The 17,276-nt window shown below is 55.7% G+C and carries 16 protein-coding genes and 6 tRNA genes; 3 read left to right on the top strand and 19 right to left on the bottom strand.

The window, feature by feature from the left end; translation table 11 throughout:
- Positions 1–102: 102 nt before the first annotated feature.
- The 11 genes from ACIQYF_RS16045 to ACIQYF_RS15995 form a co-directional block, all read right to left on the bottom strand.
- Positions 103–939, bottom strand: coding sequence for a glycine betaine/L-proline ABC transporter ATP-binding protein (locus ACIQYF_RS16045; protein ID WP_402863605.1), 837 nt, complete (start codon positions 937–939; stop codon positions 103–105).
- Positions 932–1,786 (bottom strand): ABC transporter permease, encoded by an 855-nt coding sequence (locus ACIQYF_RS16040; RefSeq protein WP_402863602.1) that lies wholly within the window; start codon positions 1,784–1,786, stop codon positions 932–934. Before ACIQYF_RS16040 ends, ACIQYF_RS16045 begins: the two co-directional genes overlap by 8 nt.
- A 21-nt stretch (positions 1,787–1,807) precedes the next feature.
- Positions 1,808–2,830 carry an ABC transporter substrate-binding protein gene (locus tag ACIQYF_RS16035; RefSeq protein ID WP_402863599.1) on the bottom strand — a complete coding sequence of 341 codons (1,023 nt, stop codon included), beginning with the start codon at positions 2,828–2,830 and terminating at the stop codon, positions 1,808–1,810.
- A gap of 87 nt (positions 2,831–2,917) precedes the next feature.
- The gene (locus ACIQYF_RS16030) at positions 2,918–3,709 is read right to left on the bottom strand and encodes a phosphate/phosphite/phosphonate ABC transporter substrate-binding protein (protein ID WP_402863596.1); all 792 of its coding nucleotides are present in this window, start codon (positions 3,707–3,709) and stop codon (positions 2,918–2,920) included.
- A 17-nt stretch (positions 3,710–3,726) separates the two neighbouring features.
- The gene (locus ACIQYF_RS16025; RefSeq protein WP_402863593.1) at positions 3,727–4,668 is read right to left on the bottom strand and encodes a fatty acid desaturase; all 942 of its coding nucleotides are present in this window, start codon (positions 4,666–4,668) and stop codon (positions 3,727–3,729) included.
- A gap of 172 nt (positions 4,669–4,840) precedes the next feature.
- Positions 4,841–4,916: transfer RNA gene (locus tag ACIQYF_RS16020), tRNA-Gly, on the bottom strand.
- 5 nt (positions 4,917–4,921) lie between these two features.
- Positions 4,922–4,997 (bottom strand) — tRNA-Glu (locus ACIQYF_RS16015).
- A gap of 170 nt (positions 4,998–5,167) precedes the next feature.
- Positions 5,168–5,243 (bottom strand) — tRNA-Gly (locus ACIQYF_RS16010).
- A gap of 5 nt (positions 5,244–5,248) precedes the next feature.
- Positions 5,249–5,324, bottom strand: a tRNA-Glu gene (locus ACIQYF_RS16005).
- 103 nt (positions 5,325–5,427) lie between these two features.
- Positions 5,428–5,503, bottom strand: a tRNA-Gly gene (locus ACIQYF_RS16000).
- A gap of 2 nt (positions 5,504–5,505) precedes the next feature.
- Positions 5,506–5,581 (bottom strand) — tRNA-Glu (locus ACIQYF_RS15995).
- A 381-nt stretch (positions 5,582–5,962) separates the two neighbouring features.
- On the opposite strand from ACIQYF_RS15995, the gene ACIQYF_RS15990 reads away from it, so the two are divergent.
- Entirely contained in the window at positions 5,963–6,721 is a 759-nt protein-coding gene (locus ACIQYF_RS15990) for a hypothetical protein (protein WP_402863590.1), read from the top strand.
- A gap of 153 nt (positions 6,722–6,874) precedes the next feature.
- Here the strand turns inward: ACIQYF_RS15990 and ACIQYF_RS15985 are convergent, their stop codons facing one another.
- Complete coding sequence (locus ACIQYF_RS15985) at positions 6,875–7,219, bottom strand: YggL family protein (RefSeq protein WP_019408000.1); 345 nt, start codon at positions 7,217–7,219, stop codon at positions 6,875–6,877.
- A 230-nt stretch (positions 7,220–7,449) separates the two neighbouring features.
- Between ACIQYF_RS15985 and dacB the strand changes: the two genes are divergently transcribed.
- Complete coding sequence (gene dacB / locus ACIQYF_RS15980) at positions 7,450–8,916, top strand: D-alanyl-D-alanine carboxypeptidase/D-alanyl-D-alanine-endopeptidase (protein WP_402863585.1); 1,467 nt, start codon at positions 7,450–7,452, stop codon at positions 8,914–8,916.
- A 132-nt stretch (positions 8,917–9,048) separates the two neighbouring features.
- On the opposite strand, the gene rlmKL is transcribed toward dacB, so the two are convergent.
- Complete coding sequence (gene rlmKL, locus ACIQYF_RS15975) at positions 9,049–11,319, bottom strand: bifunctional 23S rRNA (guanine(2069)-N(7))-methyltransferase RlmK/23S rRNA (guanine(2445)-N(2))-methyltransferase RlmL (RefSeq protein ID WP_402863582.1); 2,271 nt, start codon at positions 11,317–11,319, stop codon at positions 9,049–9,051.
- 542 nt (positions 11,320–11,861) lie between these two features.
- On the opposite strand from rlmKL, the gene rmf reads away from it, so the two are divergent.
- Entirely contained in the window at positions 11,862–12,077 is a 216-nt protein-coding gene (gene rmf / locus ACIQYF_RS15970; RefSeq protein ID WP_002553055.1) for a ribosome modulation factor, read from the top strand.
- A gap of 129 nt (positions 12,078–12,206) precedes the next feature.
- Here rmf and ACIQYF_RS15965 read toward each other — a convergent pair whose 3' ends face one another.
- The 6 genes from ACIQYF_RS15965 to ACIQYF_RS15940 form a co-directional block, all read right to left on the bottom strand.
- Positions 12,207–13,232: a quinone-dependent dihydroorotate dehydrogenase gene (locus tag ACIQYF_RS15965; RefSeq protein WP_402863578.1), complete on the bottom strand. Its 1,026-nt coding sequence runs from the start codon at positions 13,230–13,232 to the stop codon at positions 12,207–12,209.
- A 121-nt stretch (positions 13,233–13,353) separates the two neighbouring features.
- Positions 13,354–14,331: an OmpA family protein gene (locus tag ACIQYF_RS15960; protein WP_402863575.1), complete on the bottom strand. Its 978-nt coding sequence runs from the start codon at positions 14,329–14,331 to the stop codon at positions 13,354–13,356.
- A gap of 106 nt (positions 14,332–14,437) precedes the next feature.
- Positions 14,438–15,028: an RNA polymerase sigma factor SigX gene (sigX, locus tag ACIQYF_RS15955; RefSeq protein WP_029612359.1), complete on the bottom strand. Its 591-nt coding sequence runs from the start codon at positions 15,026–15,028 to the stop codon at positions 14,438–14,440.
- 93 nt (positions 15,029–15,121) lie between these two features.
- Positions 15,122–15,946 carry a mechanosensitive ion channel family protein gene (locus ACIQYF_RS15950; protein ID WP_019407993.1) on the bottom strand — a complete coding sequence of 275 codons (825 nt, stop codon included), beginning with the start codon at positions 15,944–15,946 and terminating at the stop codon, positions 15,122–15,124.
- A 2-nt stretch (positions 15,947–15,948) separates the two neighbouring features.
- Entirely contained in the window at positions 15,949–16,194 is a 246-nt protein-coding gene (locus tag ACIQYF_RS15945) for a hypothetical protein (RefSeq protein WP_019407992.1), read from the bottom strand.
- Positions 16,195–16,257: 63 nt separating this feature from the next.
- Complete coding sequence (locus ACIQYF_RS15940) at positions 16,258–17,253, bottom strand: zinc transporter ZntB (RefSeq protein ID WP_402863570.1); 996 nt, start codon at positions 17,251–17,253, stop codon at positions 16,258–16,260.
- Between the last annotated feature and the right edge of the window lie 23 nt (positions 17,254–17,276).

Raw genomic sequence — 17,276 nt, 5'->3', positions numbered from 1 at the left:
GTCAGTTAACAGAAAATGGCTTAGCCCATACCGTCGCGGCGACTAAGCCTGTTTCTGTGATTTAACGCATGAACGCCTTACCCAAGGTGGTAACGGGGTATGTTAATGGCGAGCGTGAGCGTGATGGCGTTGAACAAAACGGCCCACGTAATCATCGGCCGGAAACTGCAATATGTCTTGCGGGCTGCCGACTTGAATTAACTGCCCGTCCTTGAGTATCGCAATGCGGTGACCAATCCGCAGGGCTTCTTCCAGGTCGTGAGTGATAAAGACAATGGTCTTTTGCAGGGTGCGTTGCAGCTCAAGCAGTTGGTCTTGCATCTCGGCACGGATCAGCGGGTCGAGTGCACTGAAGGCTTCATCCATCAGGATGATGTCCGTATCAGTGGCCAGTGCACGCGCCAATCCCACGCGCTGGCGCATGCCCCCTGAGAGCTGGTGAATAAACGCCTGCTCGTACCCTTGCAACCCCACCATCGAGATCCAGTGCCGCGCACGCTCATGGCATTGCGCCTGGCTTTCGCCACGCACCTTCAAACCATAAGCCACGTTGTCCAGGACATTGCGATGGGGCAAAAGGCCAAAGCTTTGAAACACCATGCTGATTTTTTGCCGGCGAAATTGGCGCAAAGCCGGCATGTCGTACTCAAGGATGTTTTTGCCCTCCACCAGAATCTGGCCGCTGGTCGGGTCAATCAGGCGATTGAAATGGCGCACCAGCGTCGACTTGCCCGAGCCGGACAACCCCATGATGACGAATATCTCCCCCGCATGAATCGACAACGACAGGTCGTTGATAGCCACCACGCTGCCGGTTTCAGCCAATACCTCGTCCTTGCTTTTACCGGACTTGATCAGTGCCAGGGCTTCTTTTTCACGCTTGCCGAACACCTTGAATACGTTGCGTACATCAATCTTGGGGATCACACCGTCACTCATCTTTTGCACCATGCCGTGGCCGGCCATAGGCTTGGGTAATGCGGTCGATGACCACAGCCAAAATCACGATTGCCAGCCCGGCTTCAAGCCCTTTGCCTACGTTAAGCGTCTGAATGCCCACCAGCACGTCTTCGCCCAGACCACGGGCACCGATCATCGAGGCGATGACCACCATCGACAACGCCATCATGGTGGTCTGGTTAATACCGGCCATGATGCTCGGCAGGGCCAGCGGCAATTGCACGCCAAACAGTTGTTGCCAGGGGTTGGCGCCAAACGCGTTGATCGCCTCCATCACCTCACGATCAACCTGGCGCAAGCCCAGATCGGTGAGGCGGATCAGCGGCGGCACCGCATAAATCACGGTGGCAAAAATCGCCGGGACTTTGCCCAGTCCAAACAGCATCAACACGGGAATCAGATACACGAAGCTGGGCATGGTTTGCATGATGTCCAGCAGTGGCATCAACACCGAGCGCAGACGATTGCTGCGCGCTGCCAGAATGCCCAGCGGAATGGCGAGCAACACCGAAATCACCGTGGCCACCATCATCAGCGCCAGGGTTTGCATCAGCTTGTCCCATAGCCCGACTGCGCCGACCAAAAACAGCAAGCCGACGATCACCAACGTGCTGAGGACTTTGCGCGTGGCGTGCCAGGCAATCACCCCGATAATGAGTAACATCAGCCACCACGGGGTCATGCGTAGCAGGTTTTCGAGGTTAACAATGGCCCACAGCAAGGTGTCGGAGATGTGCCGAAACACATCCCCGTAGTGGCTGACCAGCGAGTCCACGGCGTCATTGACCCATCCAGCGATGGAAAACGTCAGGTTTTCAGGAAACATGCAGTACTCGTGTTCAGTGAATTAATTGGCTTTGAGCGCCGCGTCGACCTTTTGCGCGGCATCGGCGCTCACCCAGGAGCGCCAGATCTGCGGCTGTTCACGTAGAAAAGCTTCGGCGGCCTTGCGCGGTTCGATGCGTTTTTCGCTCATTTGGGCCAAGGTCTGGTTCAGCAGATCGATAGGGAAATCGACTTTTTCATAGAACTCGACCAACTGTGGGTACTGAGCCTTGAAAGGTCCAGATACGCCAATCGCCAGGTGCGCCGGCAACGAGCGGGTGCCTTTAGGGTTCGGGTTATTGACGTCAGCCAGGGTTTTCCAGGCTTCGGCATCAAACGGTGGCTCTTGCAACTTGATCAGCTTGTAGCGACCAATCAGCGGTGTCGGAGACCAGTAGTAGAACAACACCGGCTTGCCACGACGAATCGAGGAACTGATTTCGGCATCCAGCGCGGCGGCTGAGCCGGTGCGAAAGTTTACGAAATCCTTGTCCAGACCATACGCCTTGAGCTTCTGGCTGTTAACAATCTCGGAGGTCCAGCCGCTTGGGCTGTTCAGAAAACGCCCGCGACTCGGGTCTTCCTGGTCTCGGAACACGTCCTTGTAACGGGCGAGGTCGTTGACCGACTGCAAGTCCGGAGCCAAAGGCTTGATGCCTTTTTCCGGGTCGCCCTTGATCACAAACTCAGGCACCCACCAACCTTCGCTGGCGCCTTTGACGGTATCGCCCAAGCCATAAACCTTGCCTTCGGCCTGCGCCTTGATCCACACCGGACTGCGCCCTGCCCACTCTTCGCCAATCACCTGAATATCATTTTTGGCCAACGCGGCTTCTAGGCTGACGGTGCTCCCAGGTAAGGTATCGGTCGGAAAGCCGTAGCCCTTTTCAGTCAAAATACGCAGGACCTCGGTGATAAGACTGCCGCTTTCCCAGGTGATATCACCAAAGTGAATCGGCGCGGTTTTAGTGTCAGCCAACACCGGCTGGCTCAAGATCCCAAGTGCCAGCAGCGAGCCACCGAGCCATTTTTTAAGGTTATTCATACGGGTTCTCTTGTCATGAAAAGGGGCAAAAGTATAGGCCGCGTCATTTTCAGCGTAGCTGCGCAATCACCAGAGCGGCACAAAGGGTTAAACCAGCACGTCATAACCTGCCACGCGGGCCTCACGCTGATAGTCGAGAACGACCTGATAATCGGCTTCGCTGGCCGGCAGCACCTCCTGTAATCCCAAGGTGGCACTTACGTGTGGCAACTGCTGCAAGGCAAGGTTCATTGCCTCGCGAATGCGTTCTGCCTCAACACTGCCGCAGCTAAGCGCGGTGATGTATGGCAGGCTCGGGCTAAGTGCTGTACGCGCCACAATCCGCAGGCCCGCGACCTCGGTCGGTGCATAACGGGCCAGATAGGCGAAAGTCACACTGTCAATTGACGCAAGGTCTGCCCAACCTTCGCGTACCCAGCGCAAGCTTTGCTGATGGGCGCCGCTGATCGCCACCGAGGCAAAAAATCGCCCTGCCTGCTGCAAGGGCGCCAGCCGGTGGCGAAACAGGTTCATGCCGCTGTTGGAATGCCGATCATTGATCACCCCGCGGCTGCCTTTGAAATCGGCCAATTCAGTGCGCGGGTCGGTGTCACGGCCAACGATCACGCTGCAATGCATCCCCGCACTGCTGTCCGGCCATTCATAACGGGGGCGGCCCACCACCTGCACTTGTCCGCGCAACTGAGTCATTAGCGGGTAGCCACAGGTTTGGCTCAGCAGCAACGCTGGGGCACGGAACAGCGCCAGCAGCTCAAGCCCCTCGGCGTCGCGGCGACCGACCTGCAACAGTTCAAGAATGCGTGTCAGCCATTGCTCATTAGCCTCGCGCACCTGCGATGGGGCAACGTACATCAATAATGCTGCGTAACGGCCTGGCATGTGGCGCTCCTCAGGATTTATGTAAACGGGTGTTGCGGGCTGTCGATGGCCTGCACGCCATGGCGGCGAATCAACTCACCGTAGCCGTGAACCACATAGCCGCCACTGCGTTGCTGCCATTGCTCACGCCGTGCCTGATACACCCTGGGCATGTAAAACCACGGCAGACGCGGCAAGTCGTGGTGCACAAGATGCAGATTCAGATTAAGGAACAACCAGGTCCAGGGCCAACCGGCTTCATTGAGCACAGTGCGTTGTTGTGGCTGAGCAGCGGGACGGTGTTCATAAAAGGAACGGAGCATGCCGATTGACAGGACCGGCACAGTGACCAGAAACACGTATTGCCAAATGGCCACAACGCTGTAACGAGCAATGAACACACACATCAGCACGGTGAAAAAACCGTGGGTCAGCCACATCAGCCAAGCCTGGCGGTCACCTTGACGCAAACGATGCAGTTGTTCTGTCGCCATGTCGAACAAGGCCAGCGGCGGACCTACCAACAGGCGACCAAACACGGTTTTGTTGAGCCAGAGCAGGCAACGCAACCACTTTGAACTGTGTTGCCAGTCGGCGCGGTTCAGGTAGCGGCTTTCGGGATCGACACCGGGAATGGTCAAGTCGTGGTCGCGGTGATGCTGCAAGTGGCTGTCGCGGTACAGCGTGTAGGGATACCACAGGGCGAACGGGGCGTAGCCCAGCATTTTGTTAAGCCAAGCGAAGCGCGTGGGATGCCCGTGCAGTAATTCGTGCTGAACCGACATCCACACCACGACCACTGGAATCAGCAGCACGATGGTCCAACCGGCACCCAGTACCGGGCTGGCCAGCAGCAAAGCGAACCAGGCGCTGGGCACTGCGATCAAGAGTAGCCAGGTGGGCCACTGCGTACGCCCCGTGAACGTGTGAGACAGGGCCTGGATGTCTCGTTGCTGGGCGCTATCAAAATAATGCGACATCGGAAGGACTCAAAACAGGTTTGAATCCTTGTGTGGCGCGAGGCGTGATTTTCTTGCAGATTGTTTGGTTATTAGCTTAGAACGACTTGGCAGGCCAGCGAAACGCAAAAAGCAGCCCTAAGGCTGCTTTTTGAGTGTTTTTTGAAACTGCGCTGCTCCAAAAAACAAAATTTGGAGCGGGAAACGAGACTCGAACTCGCGACCCCGACCTTGGCAAGGTCGTGCTCTACCAACTGAGCTATTCCCGCAATAATGGCGTCCCCTAGGGGACTCGAACCCCTGTTACCGCCGTGAAAGGGCGGTGTCCTAGGCCACTAGACGAAGGGGACGTTGCCCAAAACGCACGCTGTGCATTTCAGTGCCAGCCGCAGCAACCGAAGTTGTCGCTCTGGCTTTTCACTCAACCCTGCCGAAGCAAAGCTGCTGTGACACAAAAAAAATCAGCCTGCGGCTGATCTTTCAGTCTTCTGGACTATGCGTAGCTCCAAAAAACAAAATTTGGAGCGGGAAACGAGACTCGAACTCGCGACCCCGACCTTGGCAAGGTCGTGCTCTACCAACTGAGCTATTCCCGCAATAATGGCGTCCCCTAGGGGACTCGAACCCCTGTTACCGCCGTGAAAGGGCGGTGTCCTAGGCCACTAGACGAAGGGGACGTTGCCCGAAACGTACATTGCACATTTCAGTGCCAACTACATTAACCGAAGTTACTGTTTTGGCTTTCACTCAACTTCGCCCTAGAGCAAAGCTGCTTAAAAATGGAGCGGGAAACGAGACTCGAACTCGCGACCCCGACCTTGGCAAGGTCGTGCTCTACCAACTGAGCTATTCCCGCAATGGCGTCCCCTAGGGGACTCGAACCCCTGTTACCGCCGTGAAAGGGCGGTGTCCTAGGCCACTAGACGAAGGGGACACGCTACAACTTCACTGGTTACATGCGTTTGGCTATTCGCTTTACGCTGCAATTGGCGCGCATTCTAGGGATGGTTTTGGAAGTCGTCAACCCCAATATGAAAATTTATTGAAATCAATGACTTCCCTCCTCTACAGGCTTTTTCTTACACCGTGCAGCGCCGGAGTCCTGACACCTATATTCCGGCATCCTACAAGGCGCTATGATTGGCAGGCTTGAGTGATGGCCATTTGCAGCTATTGGATCTCCACCTTTTAAGGGAGAGTCAAAAGCCTTGACCTCACCCAAACAACACTGCCAGAACATGCCTATAGAGCAGCACTGCCTTCAACACCATTCGCCGGCAGCCCCCCTGAAGAGGTTTTAACGTTGACGCCTTCCATGATCACCCTGCTTGTCGTCGCCGGGATCGTCCTTTTGGTCGCCATCGGTTACATGATCCACGTGGTGGAAAACAACAAAGTAGAAAAGGCTCGCCTGAAGGTTGAGCTCAATGACCGGATCCGCCGTTGCAGCGAGGTCAACGAGACCTTTCCTGGCCAACTGATGACATCGGCCCTCAAGCTGCTGCTGACACGCCTTGAACTCAACGCCACGCAGCGCCTGTTGCAATTGCAAAAATCCAGCGCCTCATTAAAGGCCCGGGTTGCCGAGCTTCAAGCACTGGTTGCATTAGGTGAGTCGATTCCGGTCAACAACCCTCCCCGCCCTATCCTGACCGAAGCCAGGGCGAAAGATGTGCGCTTTTTGCTCGAAACGCTGCACGGGCAAATCACCCGCGCCGCCAAGGATCGTGTACTGCCAGCCAACGAAGCCAAGCAGTGGCTCAAGGAGATCCGCCACTTGCTGGTGGCTCTGCATATAGAGTTCTTCAACAATCAGGGCCAGTTGGCGCTGCAACAAAACCAACCGGGGCAGGCGCGTCTGGCCTATGAGCGCGCCGTTCAGTATTTGCGCAAACAGCCTGATCTGACGCCGTATAGTGAATCGCTCAAAGCCTTTGAAGCCCAGTTGGCCCGTGCCAACGCCATCTTGACGAACAAACTCGTGCCCAACAGCGATGAAGTCAATGAACTGACCGAAGGCCTTAAAACCGACGAGGTCGATGGCGACTGGAAGAAGAAAGCCATTTACGACTAAAAAATATCTTACTCGGCAACAGCTGCAGGCACCCACGCGCAATCACGCAAGACGTTGCGGGCAGTCATCAGAAAGAATTCGAAAAGGCACCCAGAACGGGCAAAGGCAGTAAATACACAAAGGCAGCCGCGTGGGCTGCCTTTGTGTTTGACGTCAGGCTACCGGATTGATTGGCTTTTCCGGGTACCACACGTCGATCAGCGGGCTAACTTCAGCGTTGGTCAGCTCGGTGCGAGCTTTCAACCAGGCTTCAACAGCTGCACGCTGCTCTGCGCTGACCGAACCGCGCTTCTGCAGGCAAACCAGACCGTAGTCATCGCCGCCAACATAGCCCAGACCGTTAGCTTCCATGGCTTCTTTCAAGAAAGCGTCAAGGAATGCGTCGATAGCTTCTTCCGACAGGTCTTCTTTGAAATCCAGGTTCAGCTCAAAACCCAGCTCCTGAAATTCATCAACGCACAATTTTTTGCGCAGACGCTGGGAACGATTAGTAGCCATTGAACAATCCTCATAAGTAATTACGGGCGGCACTTTACCAGCTTAAGGCTGCGACTGCCCGGTTCCGTGTGAACGACTCATCGTTTTCTACTATAAATAAGCCATTGCCTGTAACACCCTAATGCACAAGCTCGATGACCTTCGGGCATAATGCCAACACGTTTATGACCATTGAGGGGCTTTTTTCATGCCCTCGTATTTTCCCCCTCGCCTGCAGGGTTTTACTTCAGATGATCAAATCTTTACGACCATTGCTACTGGCCAGCCTGTTTTTGCCGCTCGCCTTCGGCGCCAATGCCGCCCCCGTCAACACCACCCTGTCACCTAAAGTTCAACAAGCACTCAAGACCAACAAACTGCAAAACGATGCGCTATCGCTGGTGTTGCTGCCGCTCACCGGCCCCGGCACCCCTACCGTGTTCAATGCCGATGTGTCGATGAACCCGGCCTCCACCATGAAGCTGGTGACCACTTACGCGGCCCTCGAAATGCTCGGCCCGACCCATCAGTGGAAAACCGAGTTCTACACCGATGGCACGCTCAATAACGGGATCCTGCAAGGCAACCTTTATCTCAAGGGCGGTGGCGACCCCAAACTCAACATGGAAAAGCTCTGGCTGCTGATGCGCGACTTGCGCGCCAATGGCGTGCAGCAAGTGACCGGCGATCTGGTACTGGACCGCAATTTCTTCGAACAACCGCAGTTGCCGGTGTTCAACGATGACGGCAACGACGAAAACAAACCGTTTCTGGTTAAGCCCGACGCACTGATGGTCAACCTCAAGGCCCTGCGCTTTGTCGCGCGCAACGACTCCGGCAAGGTACTGGTCTCGGTCGAACCGCCGATTGCGAGCATTCGCATCGACAATCAGGTCAAGGCCATTAACGCCAAGCAATGCACAGGTGACGTGCGCTATAACCCTGTGCCGCAAGCGGACGGCTCTGTCTTGGTTACTGTCAGCGGCCAATTGGCGGACGGCTGCAACTCTCAGACATACCTGTCTTTGCTTGACCACGCGACCTACACCGCAGGCGCAGTGCGCGCCATCTGGAAAGAGCTGGGCGGCAGCATTCAAGGCCAGGACCGTCAGGCCAGCGTGCCAAAAAGCGCTAAATTGCTGGCTCGCGCCTACTCGCCGGATTTGGCCGAGATCATTCGCGACATCAATAAATACAGCAACAACACCATGGCCCAACAACTCTTCCTGAGCCTCGGCGCCCAGTTCCGCACGGACGCCGACGGTGACGACGCCAAGGCTGCACAACGTGTCGTGCGCCAATGGCTGGCCAAAAAGGGGATCACCGCGCCGCACCTGGTGATGGAAAACGGCTCCGGCCTGTCGCGCGCTGAACGTGTCAGCGCACGAGAGATGGCGCAAATGCTCCAGGCGGCCTGGAAAAGCCCTTACGCTGCCGAGTTCATCAGTTCCATGCCGATTGCCGGTAAAGACGGCACCATGCGCAAACGCCTGAAAACCACCGCCATGAACGGCCAGGCCCATATCAAGACTGGCACCCTGAACACCGTTCGCGCCATTTCGGGCTTTAGCCGCGACAGCAACGGCGACACCTGGGCCGTTGTCGCCATTCTGAACGACCCACGTCCTTGGGGTGCGTCCTCGATTCTCGACCAGGTATTGCTCGACTTGTACCGCCAACCTGCAGTCGCCAACACCGCGGTGTCCATCGCGCAGTAAGGTGAGGTGGGGGCCGGCTTGCCAGCTCCCACATCCTTGGCTTTAGCGCTGAGATTCGTATGTTTACAGGCAATAAAAAACGCCCCTGACCTTACGATCAGGGGCGTTTTTTTATACCTGTATCAACGGCCCTTAACGGGCCATGATTTTCCAGGCACGGTGGATTTTGCTGTTACGGGCAAAGTCCGGATCGATGGTGCTGGCAGTGATTTCCTCAACGGCGTAACGCGCCTCCAGGTGCTCATCCAGGATGAACTTGCGGAAGTTGTTCGAGAAGTACAACACACCGCCCGGCGCCAGACGCGCCATGGCCAGATCCAGCAATTGCACATGATCACGCTGGACGTCGAAGATGCCTTCCATACGCTTGGAGTTGGAGAAGGTCGGCGGATCAATGAAGATCAGGTCGTACTCTTCACGGCAGGCATCGAGCCACACCATCACATCGCCCTGCTCCAGACGGTTTTTGTCAGAAAAACCATTCAACGACAGGTTGCGACGCGCCCAGTCCAGATAGGTTTTCGACAAGTCGACGCTGGTGGTGCTGCGCGCACCGCCTTTGGCGGCATGCACGCTGGCGGTCGCGGTGTAGCAATACAGATTGAGGAAACGCTTGCCAGCGGCCTCTTTCTGAATCCGCATGCGCATCGGACGGTGATCCAGAAACAGACCGGTATCCAGGTAGTCGGTGAGGTTCACCAGCAGCTTCACGCCGCCTTCATTGACCTCGGTGAACTTGCCTTGCGCACTTTGCCGCTCGTACTGCTTGGTGCCGCTCTGACGCTCGCGACGCTTGACGATCACACGGCTCTTGTCGATGTTCAGCGCCTGCGGAATGGCCGCCAACGCATCGAACATACGGGCCGAGGCCTTTTCCGGATCAATGGATTTTGGCGCCGCGTATTCCTGGACGTGAACCCAGTCGTGGTACAGGTCAATAGCCATCGAATATTCAGGCATGTCAGCATCGTACACGCGGTAGCAATCAATGCCTTCACGCTTAACCCACTTGCCCAGCGCCTTGAGGTTCTTTTGCAGGCGGTTGGCAAACATCTGCCCGCCTTCGCTCAAGCGCGGCTGCTCGATCACTACCGGAGCCGGCTTGATCGGGTTGCCGTTCTTGTTGAATTTCTCGTATTTGGTCGGTGCTTCAATGTTCGACGGCAGGTCGGATTCGGCCTGCTCGCGCTCAGCCTGACGCTGCTCGGGGGTGCGACGCTCGCCCGTGACAAACTGGTCTGGCGTGACCTTGATCAACAGCAGCTTGCACGGCAACGCGCCGTTCCAGAACGAATACTGTTTGTGGCTGCGGATGCCCATGCGTTTGCCCAGATCCGGGGCTCCAGTAAACACAGCGGCCTCCCAGTTCAGACAGGCCTGACGCAGACGCTCGCCCAGGTTCTGGTAGAGGTAGAGCAAGCTCGCCTCATCACCCAGACGCTCGCCGTATGGAGGGTTGCAAATGACCAGACCTTTCTGGTTTTGATCAGGACGCGGCTCGAACGTCGCGACTTCGCCCTGGTAGATCTTGATCCAGTGGCTAAGCCCTGCACGCTCGATGTTATTGCGCGCCGGCTGAATCAGGCGCGGATCCGCTTCGTAGCCACGGATCCACAGTGGCGGCTTGGCCATGCCAACTTCCGCACGCTCAGTCGCTTCTTCGTGAAGTTTTTTCCAGATAGCCGGTACGTGACCCAGCCAGGCATCAAACCCCCAATGGATACGATTGAGGTTCGGTGCCATGTCGGCGGCGATCATCGCGCCTTCAACCAGGAACGTACCCACACCGCACATTGGGTCAGCCAGCGCTGCGCCTTCGGCGGCCATACGTGGCCAGCCGGCACGGATCAGAATCGCTGCCGCGAGGTTTTCTTTGAGCGGTGCCGCACCTTGCTGCAGACGGTAGCCACGCTGGTGCAAGCTGCTGCCAGACAAGTCGAGTGACAGAATCGCTTCGCCACGGTCCAGACGCAAATGGATGCGCAGGTCTGGGCTGAACTTATCAATCGACGGGCGCTCGCCCGACGGTGTGCGCAGCTTGTCGACGATGGCATCCTTGACCTTCAAGGCACCGAAGTGCGTGTTATCGATGCCCGAGCCGTGACCGCTGAATTCAACGGCCAGCGTGCCGTCCGGGACCATATGGTCATGCCATTCAACGTCCAGCACGCCGTGGTACAGGTCTTCAGCATCCTTCATCGGGAAGCGCTTGAGCACCAGCAGTACGCGGTTGGCCAGACGCGACCACAGGCACAGACGGTAGGCAGTTTCCATATCTGCCATGCCGCGAATGGCTGAGGTGTGCTCGCGGGCTTCCTCAAGACCAAGGCCGATAGCCTCCTCGAGGAGAAGGCCTTCAAGGCCTTTGGGGCAGGTAAGGAAGAGTTCGTAACGATCCGACATGGGATTCCTGAGCTTTAAGCTTTCTGTGAGGAGGCAACGCATTGCCTGCTCCGTTTTCAATCAAGCGCTTTTCTTGAAGAGCGCTCGTGTGGCACGAAACTGTGCCGTTCCACTTCAGCGACAGAACCCGGCCTGATGCCCGGTGAGTCTAGACGCTGAGGCAGTTCATTCATTGAGAAAAAATGGGTCATATGAAGACCCTTCGTCGAATAGTACCTGAGTAAAACGAGAGGCTATTCGCGACGGAGAATGAAACTCATCATCTTTGCAAGCGCTCGCCCTATCAGGCTTTGGCCCAATCCGAGCCAGTAAAAGCAGCCTTTCTTATGGCAGTAACACCATTATCGTTACGTCCTTATGACAAAACGATCATTCCATCCTCTGAGTGCTTTGGTTAGAACTGAACTCAGGTTGTCGCCGCACAGGTGATAACAAAAAGGCTCGCCACGCCGGCAGCGAGCACCCCAACGGCAGAACACTCTGCCCCGACCTCTGGTAGGTCGACGCTATATAAAACAGTCAACAAGTGAGGGCAACACCCTATGAGAAGACTTAAGCGTGATCCGTTGGAAAGAGCTTTTTTACGCGGATATCAATATGGCGTTCATGGTAAATCCCGTGAGCTTTGCCCTTTTACTCTACCGTCGGTACGCCAAGCCTGGATTAACGGCTGGCGCGAAGGACGCGGCGACAACTGGGACGGTATGACAGGCACTGCGGGCATCCACAGACTCAACGAACTTCACGCCGTCGGTTAGCGCCGGGCACCCAAACCACCACGTGACTGCAACGACTTAACCTTGCCGTCCTCTCCAGGCGGCGGGCTTCGGCCCAGGGGCTCCTTAGGGGAGCCCTTTTTTATGCCTGTTTTTTAGCGGCGCGGCTTATTAGTGACGGCCCAAAGATGAAATGGCGTCGACCGACTCACGAATCAAGGCCGGCCCTTTGTAGATGAACCCCGAGTAAATTTGTACCAGACTGGCGCCTGCGGCGATTTTCTCAGCCGCATGCTTGCCTTCAGTAATCCCGCCCGCAGCAATGATGGGCATCCGCCCCGCCAACTCAGCCGCCAGCACTTTGACTGTATGGGTGCTTTTTTCCAGCACCGGGGCGCCAGACAAACCGCCCGCTTCGTCACCGTGGGCCAAACCTTCTACGCCAACGCGGCTAAGCGTAGTGTTGGTCGCAATAACGGCGTCCATACCGGTCTCTAGCAGCGCCTGAGCCACGAGGACGGTTTCCTCGTCCGTCATGTCAGGTGCGATCTTGATTGCCAGCGGTACGCGCTTACCGTGGCGCTGCGTGAGCTCGTTCTGACGAAGCTGTAAGGCTTCAAGCAATTGCTTGAGCGAATCACCAAACTGCAAGCTGCGCAGGCCCGGCGTGTTGGGCGAGCTGACGTTGACGGTCACGTAGCTGGCGTGGGCGTATACCTTGTCCAGGCAAATCAGGTAATCGTCAACGGCACGCTCCACCGGCGTGTCGAAATTCTTGCCGATATTGATCCCCAGGATGCCGGTGTATTTGGCCGCCTGTACGCGGCTTAACAGATGATCAACGCCAAGGTTGTTAAACCCCATGCGATTGATGATGGCCTGCGCTTCAGGCAATCGAAAAATACGCGGCTTTGGATTACCCGGCTGAGGACGCGGGGTCACCGTACCGACTTCAACAAAGCCAAAACCCAATTGGGCGAAGCCATCGATGGCTGCACCGTTTTTGTCCAGACCCGCGGCCAGACCGACCGGGTTTGGAAAGTTCAAGCCCATGACCGTGACTGGCAGCTTCGCCGGTGCCTTGCACAACAAACCATTGAGCCCCAAACGGCCACCCGCACCGATCAAGTCCAGCGACAGATCGTGAGAGGCTTCGGGGGAAAGTTTGAAAAGCAGCTGGCGGGCCAGGTTATACATGGGCGCAATGGACTCGAAGGGTAACGGAAAGAGGTCGCAATTATAGCTGCGACGCCCGGTAAATCACAGGCAAAGAAAAACCCGGCCTAAGCCGGGTTTTTCTGATCAGGCTGGCTAAAAATTACTTAGCTTGAGCTTGAACAACTGCTTCTACGCGACGGTTCAGAGCACGACCTTCATCAGTCGAGTTGGTAGCGATTGGATCAGCTTTACCGTGACCAACTGCGTCTACACGACCAGCCGAAACACCTTGCTGAACCAGAGCTTGACGAACAGAGTCAGCACGACGCTGCGACAGCTTCAGGTTGTAAGCATCGGTACCGACGCTGTCAGTGTAACCATTCACAGTAGTGTTGGTCGCAGGGTACTGCTGCATGAACTGAGCAACGTTCTTGATGTCAGGCATGTACTGAGGCTTAACAACTGCTTTGTCGAAGTCGAACTTAACGTCCAGTTCAACCTTAACAACTTCAGCGATCGGCGCTTCTGGCTCTGGCTCAGCGATTGGTGCTGGAGCTGGAACTGGAGCCGGGGCTACTTTGCCGCCGCTGCCGCCGAAGTTAACACCCAGGCCAACGGTAGGAGCGTAGTCCCACTTGCCGTTGTCCAGTTTGTAGTCAGCTTCAACGCCTGCACGGGCGAACAAGTTGTCAGTGATGTACCACTTAACACCTGCGCCAGCAGTCAGGAAAGTCGACTTGTCGCGACCGCTGTGGCCGTCAGCTTCTACGTTGGTCATGCTCTTGTGAGCAACACCACCGGAAACGTATGGACGCAGTGCGTCACCTACGGTACCGAAGTGGTACTGAGCGTTCAGACCAAAGTTGTCGCCTTGGATTTTCTGATTGCCAGTGCCGTCGTTCGAACGGGTGTGGTTAGTCTTGTCGTAGGTCAGGTTCAACGAGACGTCGTCGGTCAGGAAGTAACCGATCGATGCGCCTGGGTTGTAACCGTCTTCTACGTGCTTGACGCTGTCGTTGTACTGTTTTTTGTAGAACAGTTCACCCTCGACCGCGCCTTGGCCTTGTGCCAGGGCACCGAACGAAGTTGCGGCTACAAAGGAACCAATGGCAATGCCCAAGGTGTTTTTCAGTTTCATCCGTTAAATCCCCATCTGGTGATTGTAAAGCAGTCCCACATACCGGGGGACAACTCGGCGGCAAGTCTATCAGACCTTACCTACACGTAGATCCATTTGCACTGAACTAAGTTTCAGCAATACCTGCAAATTTCTCACGCAATTTGTCAAGAGCACGCTTGTATCTCATCTTTGTCGCGCTCAAACCCATATGCATTATGTCCGCGATTTCCTGAAATTCCAGTTCTGCGACAAAACGCAGCACTAAAATTTCACGATCAATCGGATTTACATGCACCAGCCAGCGATCAAGTCCGCCCTTTTCCTCAGGTTTCGGCGCCTTTTCCTCAGACGCTTCCTCGAGGGGATCAATACTTAATGCGTCCATCAAGCGACGCTTTCGCCGTTCCTTCCGATACTGTGTGATGCATTCGTTATAGGTGATGCTATATAGCCATGTCTTGAATTTCGACTTTCCCTCGAAATTTTTCAAGCCGTACAGCACCTTTAGCATCACTTCCTGACAGACATCGTCAGCGTCTCTATCGTTCCCTAAATACCTTGAACAAACGTTGAACAAAGTGCGCTGATAGCGACGCATCAATTCTTCATAAGCACGCGTGACGTGAAACAACTCATCATGCGCGCGCGCAACCAACTCCTCATCAGAGAGCTCGCGGGGGTCGTAGCGCATGGATAGCGATTGGGCTTTATTCAAAACGAGTCGTGCCGACAGTCAGGTCAATGGCCACCGTATCAACCTCAGAAGCAGGCGTTTTCAAGGCGGCATACATTAGCAGGGTTTGCCGCATTAGCGGCTTGTCACGTGCTGCTCCAGCAAGATCCGATTGGAAATGGAGACTAGCTCACCTTCCTCGGTCAGCAACGTGGTTTTAACCGTGCCGATCTCTTCGATCTGCCCTTCGACCTCGCCAACTCGCACTTCTTGCCCCACCTGATACAACTCACGCACATAGATCCCGGCAAGAATCTGCCCGGCAATTTCACGACTTCCCAACCCCATCGCCAAGGCAACAGCCAGACCAACGGTAATCAACACAATCACAATCACATGGTTCAGCAGGTCGGTTTTGACCTCTAGCTGGCTGATTGCGACCGAAATACTGATGATGATGACCAAGCCCTGAGCCACTCGACCCAGGCCGCTTGCATAATCAAAGCCAACGCTCTCGGCAGCGCCGCGCACCAGACCATTGAGCAGTTGTGCGACCAGCACACCCGCCAACAACACTAGCAGCGCGCCAAAAACCTTGGGTAAATAAACCGTAAAAATATCCAGTGCCGCAGAAACGCGATCCAGCCCCAGCGATTGAGCCGCTGACACCAGAAAGACCAGCAGGATGAACCAATAGACAATTTTTCCGATCAGGGTCGAGATCGGCACCTTGATGCCCACGCGCGCCAGGATCTTGGTCAGGCCCGTGCCACCCATGAGGCGATCAAGGCCCAGTTTGGCAAGCAATTTCGACAGCAAGGTATCAAGCAGTTTGGCAACCACGAAACCTAGCAGTACGACCACCAGCGCCCCGAACAGGTTTGGGATGAAGTTGGCAATTTTAGTCCACAAGGCAGTCATTGCCGTGACCAGACTCTGGGTCCAGAGATCAAGTTCCATGTTCAATCAGCCTTATCAACAGGGCGAGCAGCAGGTTTGCGCCGCGAAACGGGCGCAATATGCGCGGAACCGCTGTTCAAAGCAATCGTCAGTGCTTGCATCCAGCGACCCGGCAGACTGAATAGGTCACCCGCGCCAACCTGTCGGTTGGCGGTTTTCAGAACTCGGCCCAAACACGCATCGTCGTCTCGGGTGGACGATGGCGCTTTGAGCATTTCACGTAACGACTGTTCAAACGGATCGTGCATAAGCACCTCTCGATATGTCTGTGAAAGACGCAGGCAACTTTCATCGGGTCACATGTCCCGCACTCAAAGCCACTGCAAACGTCGATAAAACCACCACTGCCCCACACCAATAATCAGCATCACGACGCACATCACGGTAAAGCCATAAGGGTTGTTGGAGAACGGCACACCACCCACGTTAATCCCCAGCAAGCCCGTGATAAATGTAATCGGCAAGAAGATCCCAGTGAGCACACCAAAGCGGTACATGATGCGACTCATGCGCACGTTCAAACGACGATCTACAGCCTCAAGGACCAGCCCCACGCGCTCGCGGGTCAGTTCCAGCTCTTCCAGATAGCGCGTCAGACTGTTGTTGAGTTCGTTCCAGTAATCCGCCACATCGCTGCTGAACCACGGTAATTTTGTGCGCGTAAGCTGACCGAAAATATCCCGCTGGGGAGCCAGAAAACGGCGCAGGCCTGCTGCTCTGCGGCGGATCTGCAAGATAGCGCTGTGCTCGGGTGCATACCGTTCGTCGGCATCTATCTTATCTTCTTCCTCATCGACAATTTCAGACAGCTCACCGATCAAATCCTGGACTTTAAGCGTCAGGTACTGAGCGAGGTACAGTATCAATTCTGCGGGGTTTTTCGGACCTTCGCCCTGCTCGAAGTCACTCAACATTTCATCAATCGCACGCAGTGGGCGAAAACGCAACGAAATGACCCGCTGCGAGCTGCCGAAAATACGTAGCGACACCATGTCTTCCGGCTCGGCACCCGGATTGAGGTTTACACCGCGCAAAAACAGCAACAGCTCGTTGTTGGGCAATGGCAGTAACCGTGGACGGGTGTTTTCCTCAAGCAGCAAGTCGCAACTGAAGTCGCTTAAACCGCTCGAAGTGCGCAGCCAGCTCTGGGTTTGCGGGTGACTGCGATCCCAGTGCAACCAAAGGCTTTCGTGGCTTTTGAGCTCAAGATCATTAAGGTCGGTACGCGAAATGGCCCGCGCACCGCCTTCACCGTCCAACAGCAGGGCATGCACCAGCCCCCACTGCGCGTTGTCTTCCTCAAACATCCGTGATCCTTGTCGTCAAAGCG

Origin of the sequence: Pseudomonas sp. NPDC096917 (assembly GCF_044762555.1) — a bacterium.
Taxonomy (GTDB): Bacteria; Pseudomonadota; Gammaproteobacteria; order Pseudomonadales; family Pseudomonadaceae; genus Aquipseudomonas.
This window is presented reverse-complemented; position numbering and strand designations above follow the sequence as displayed.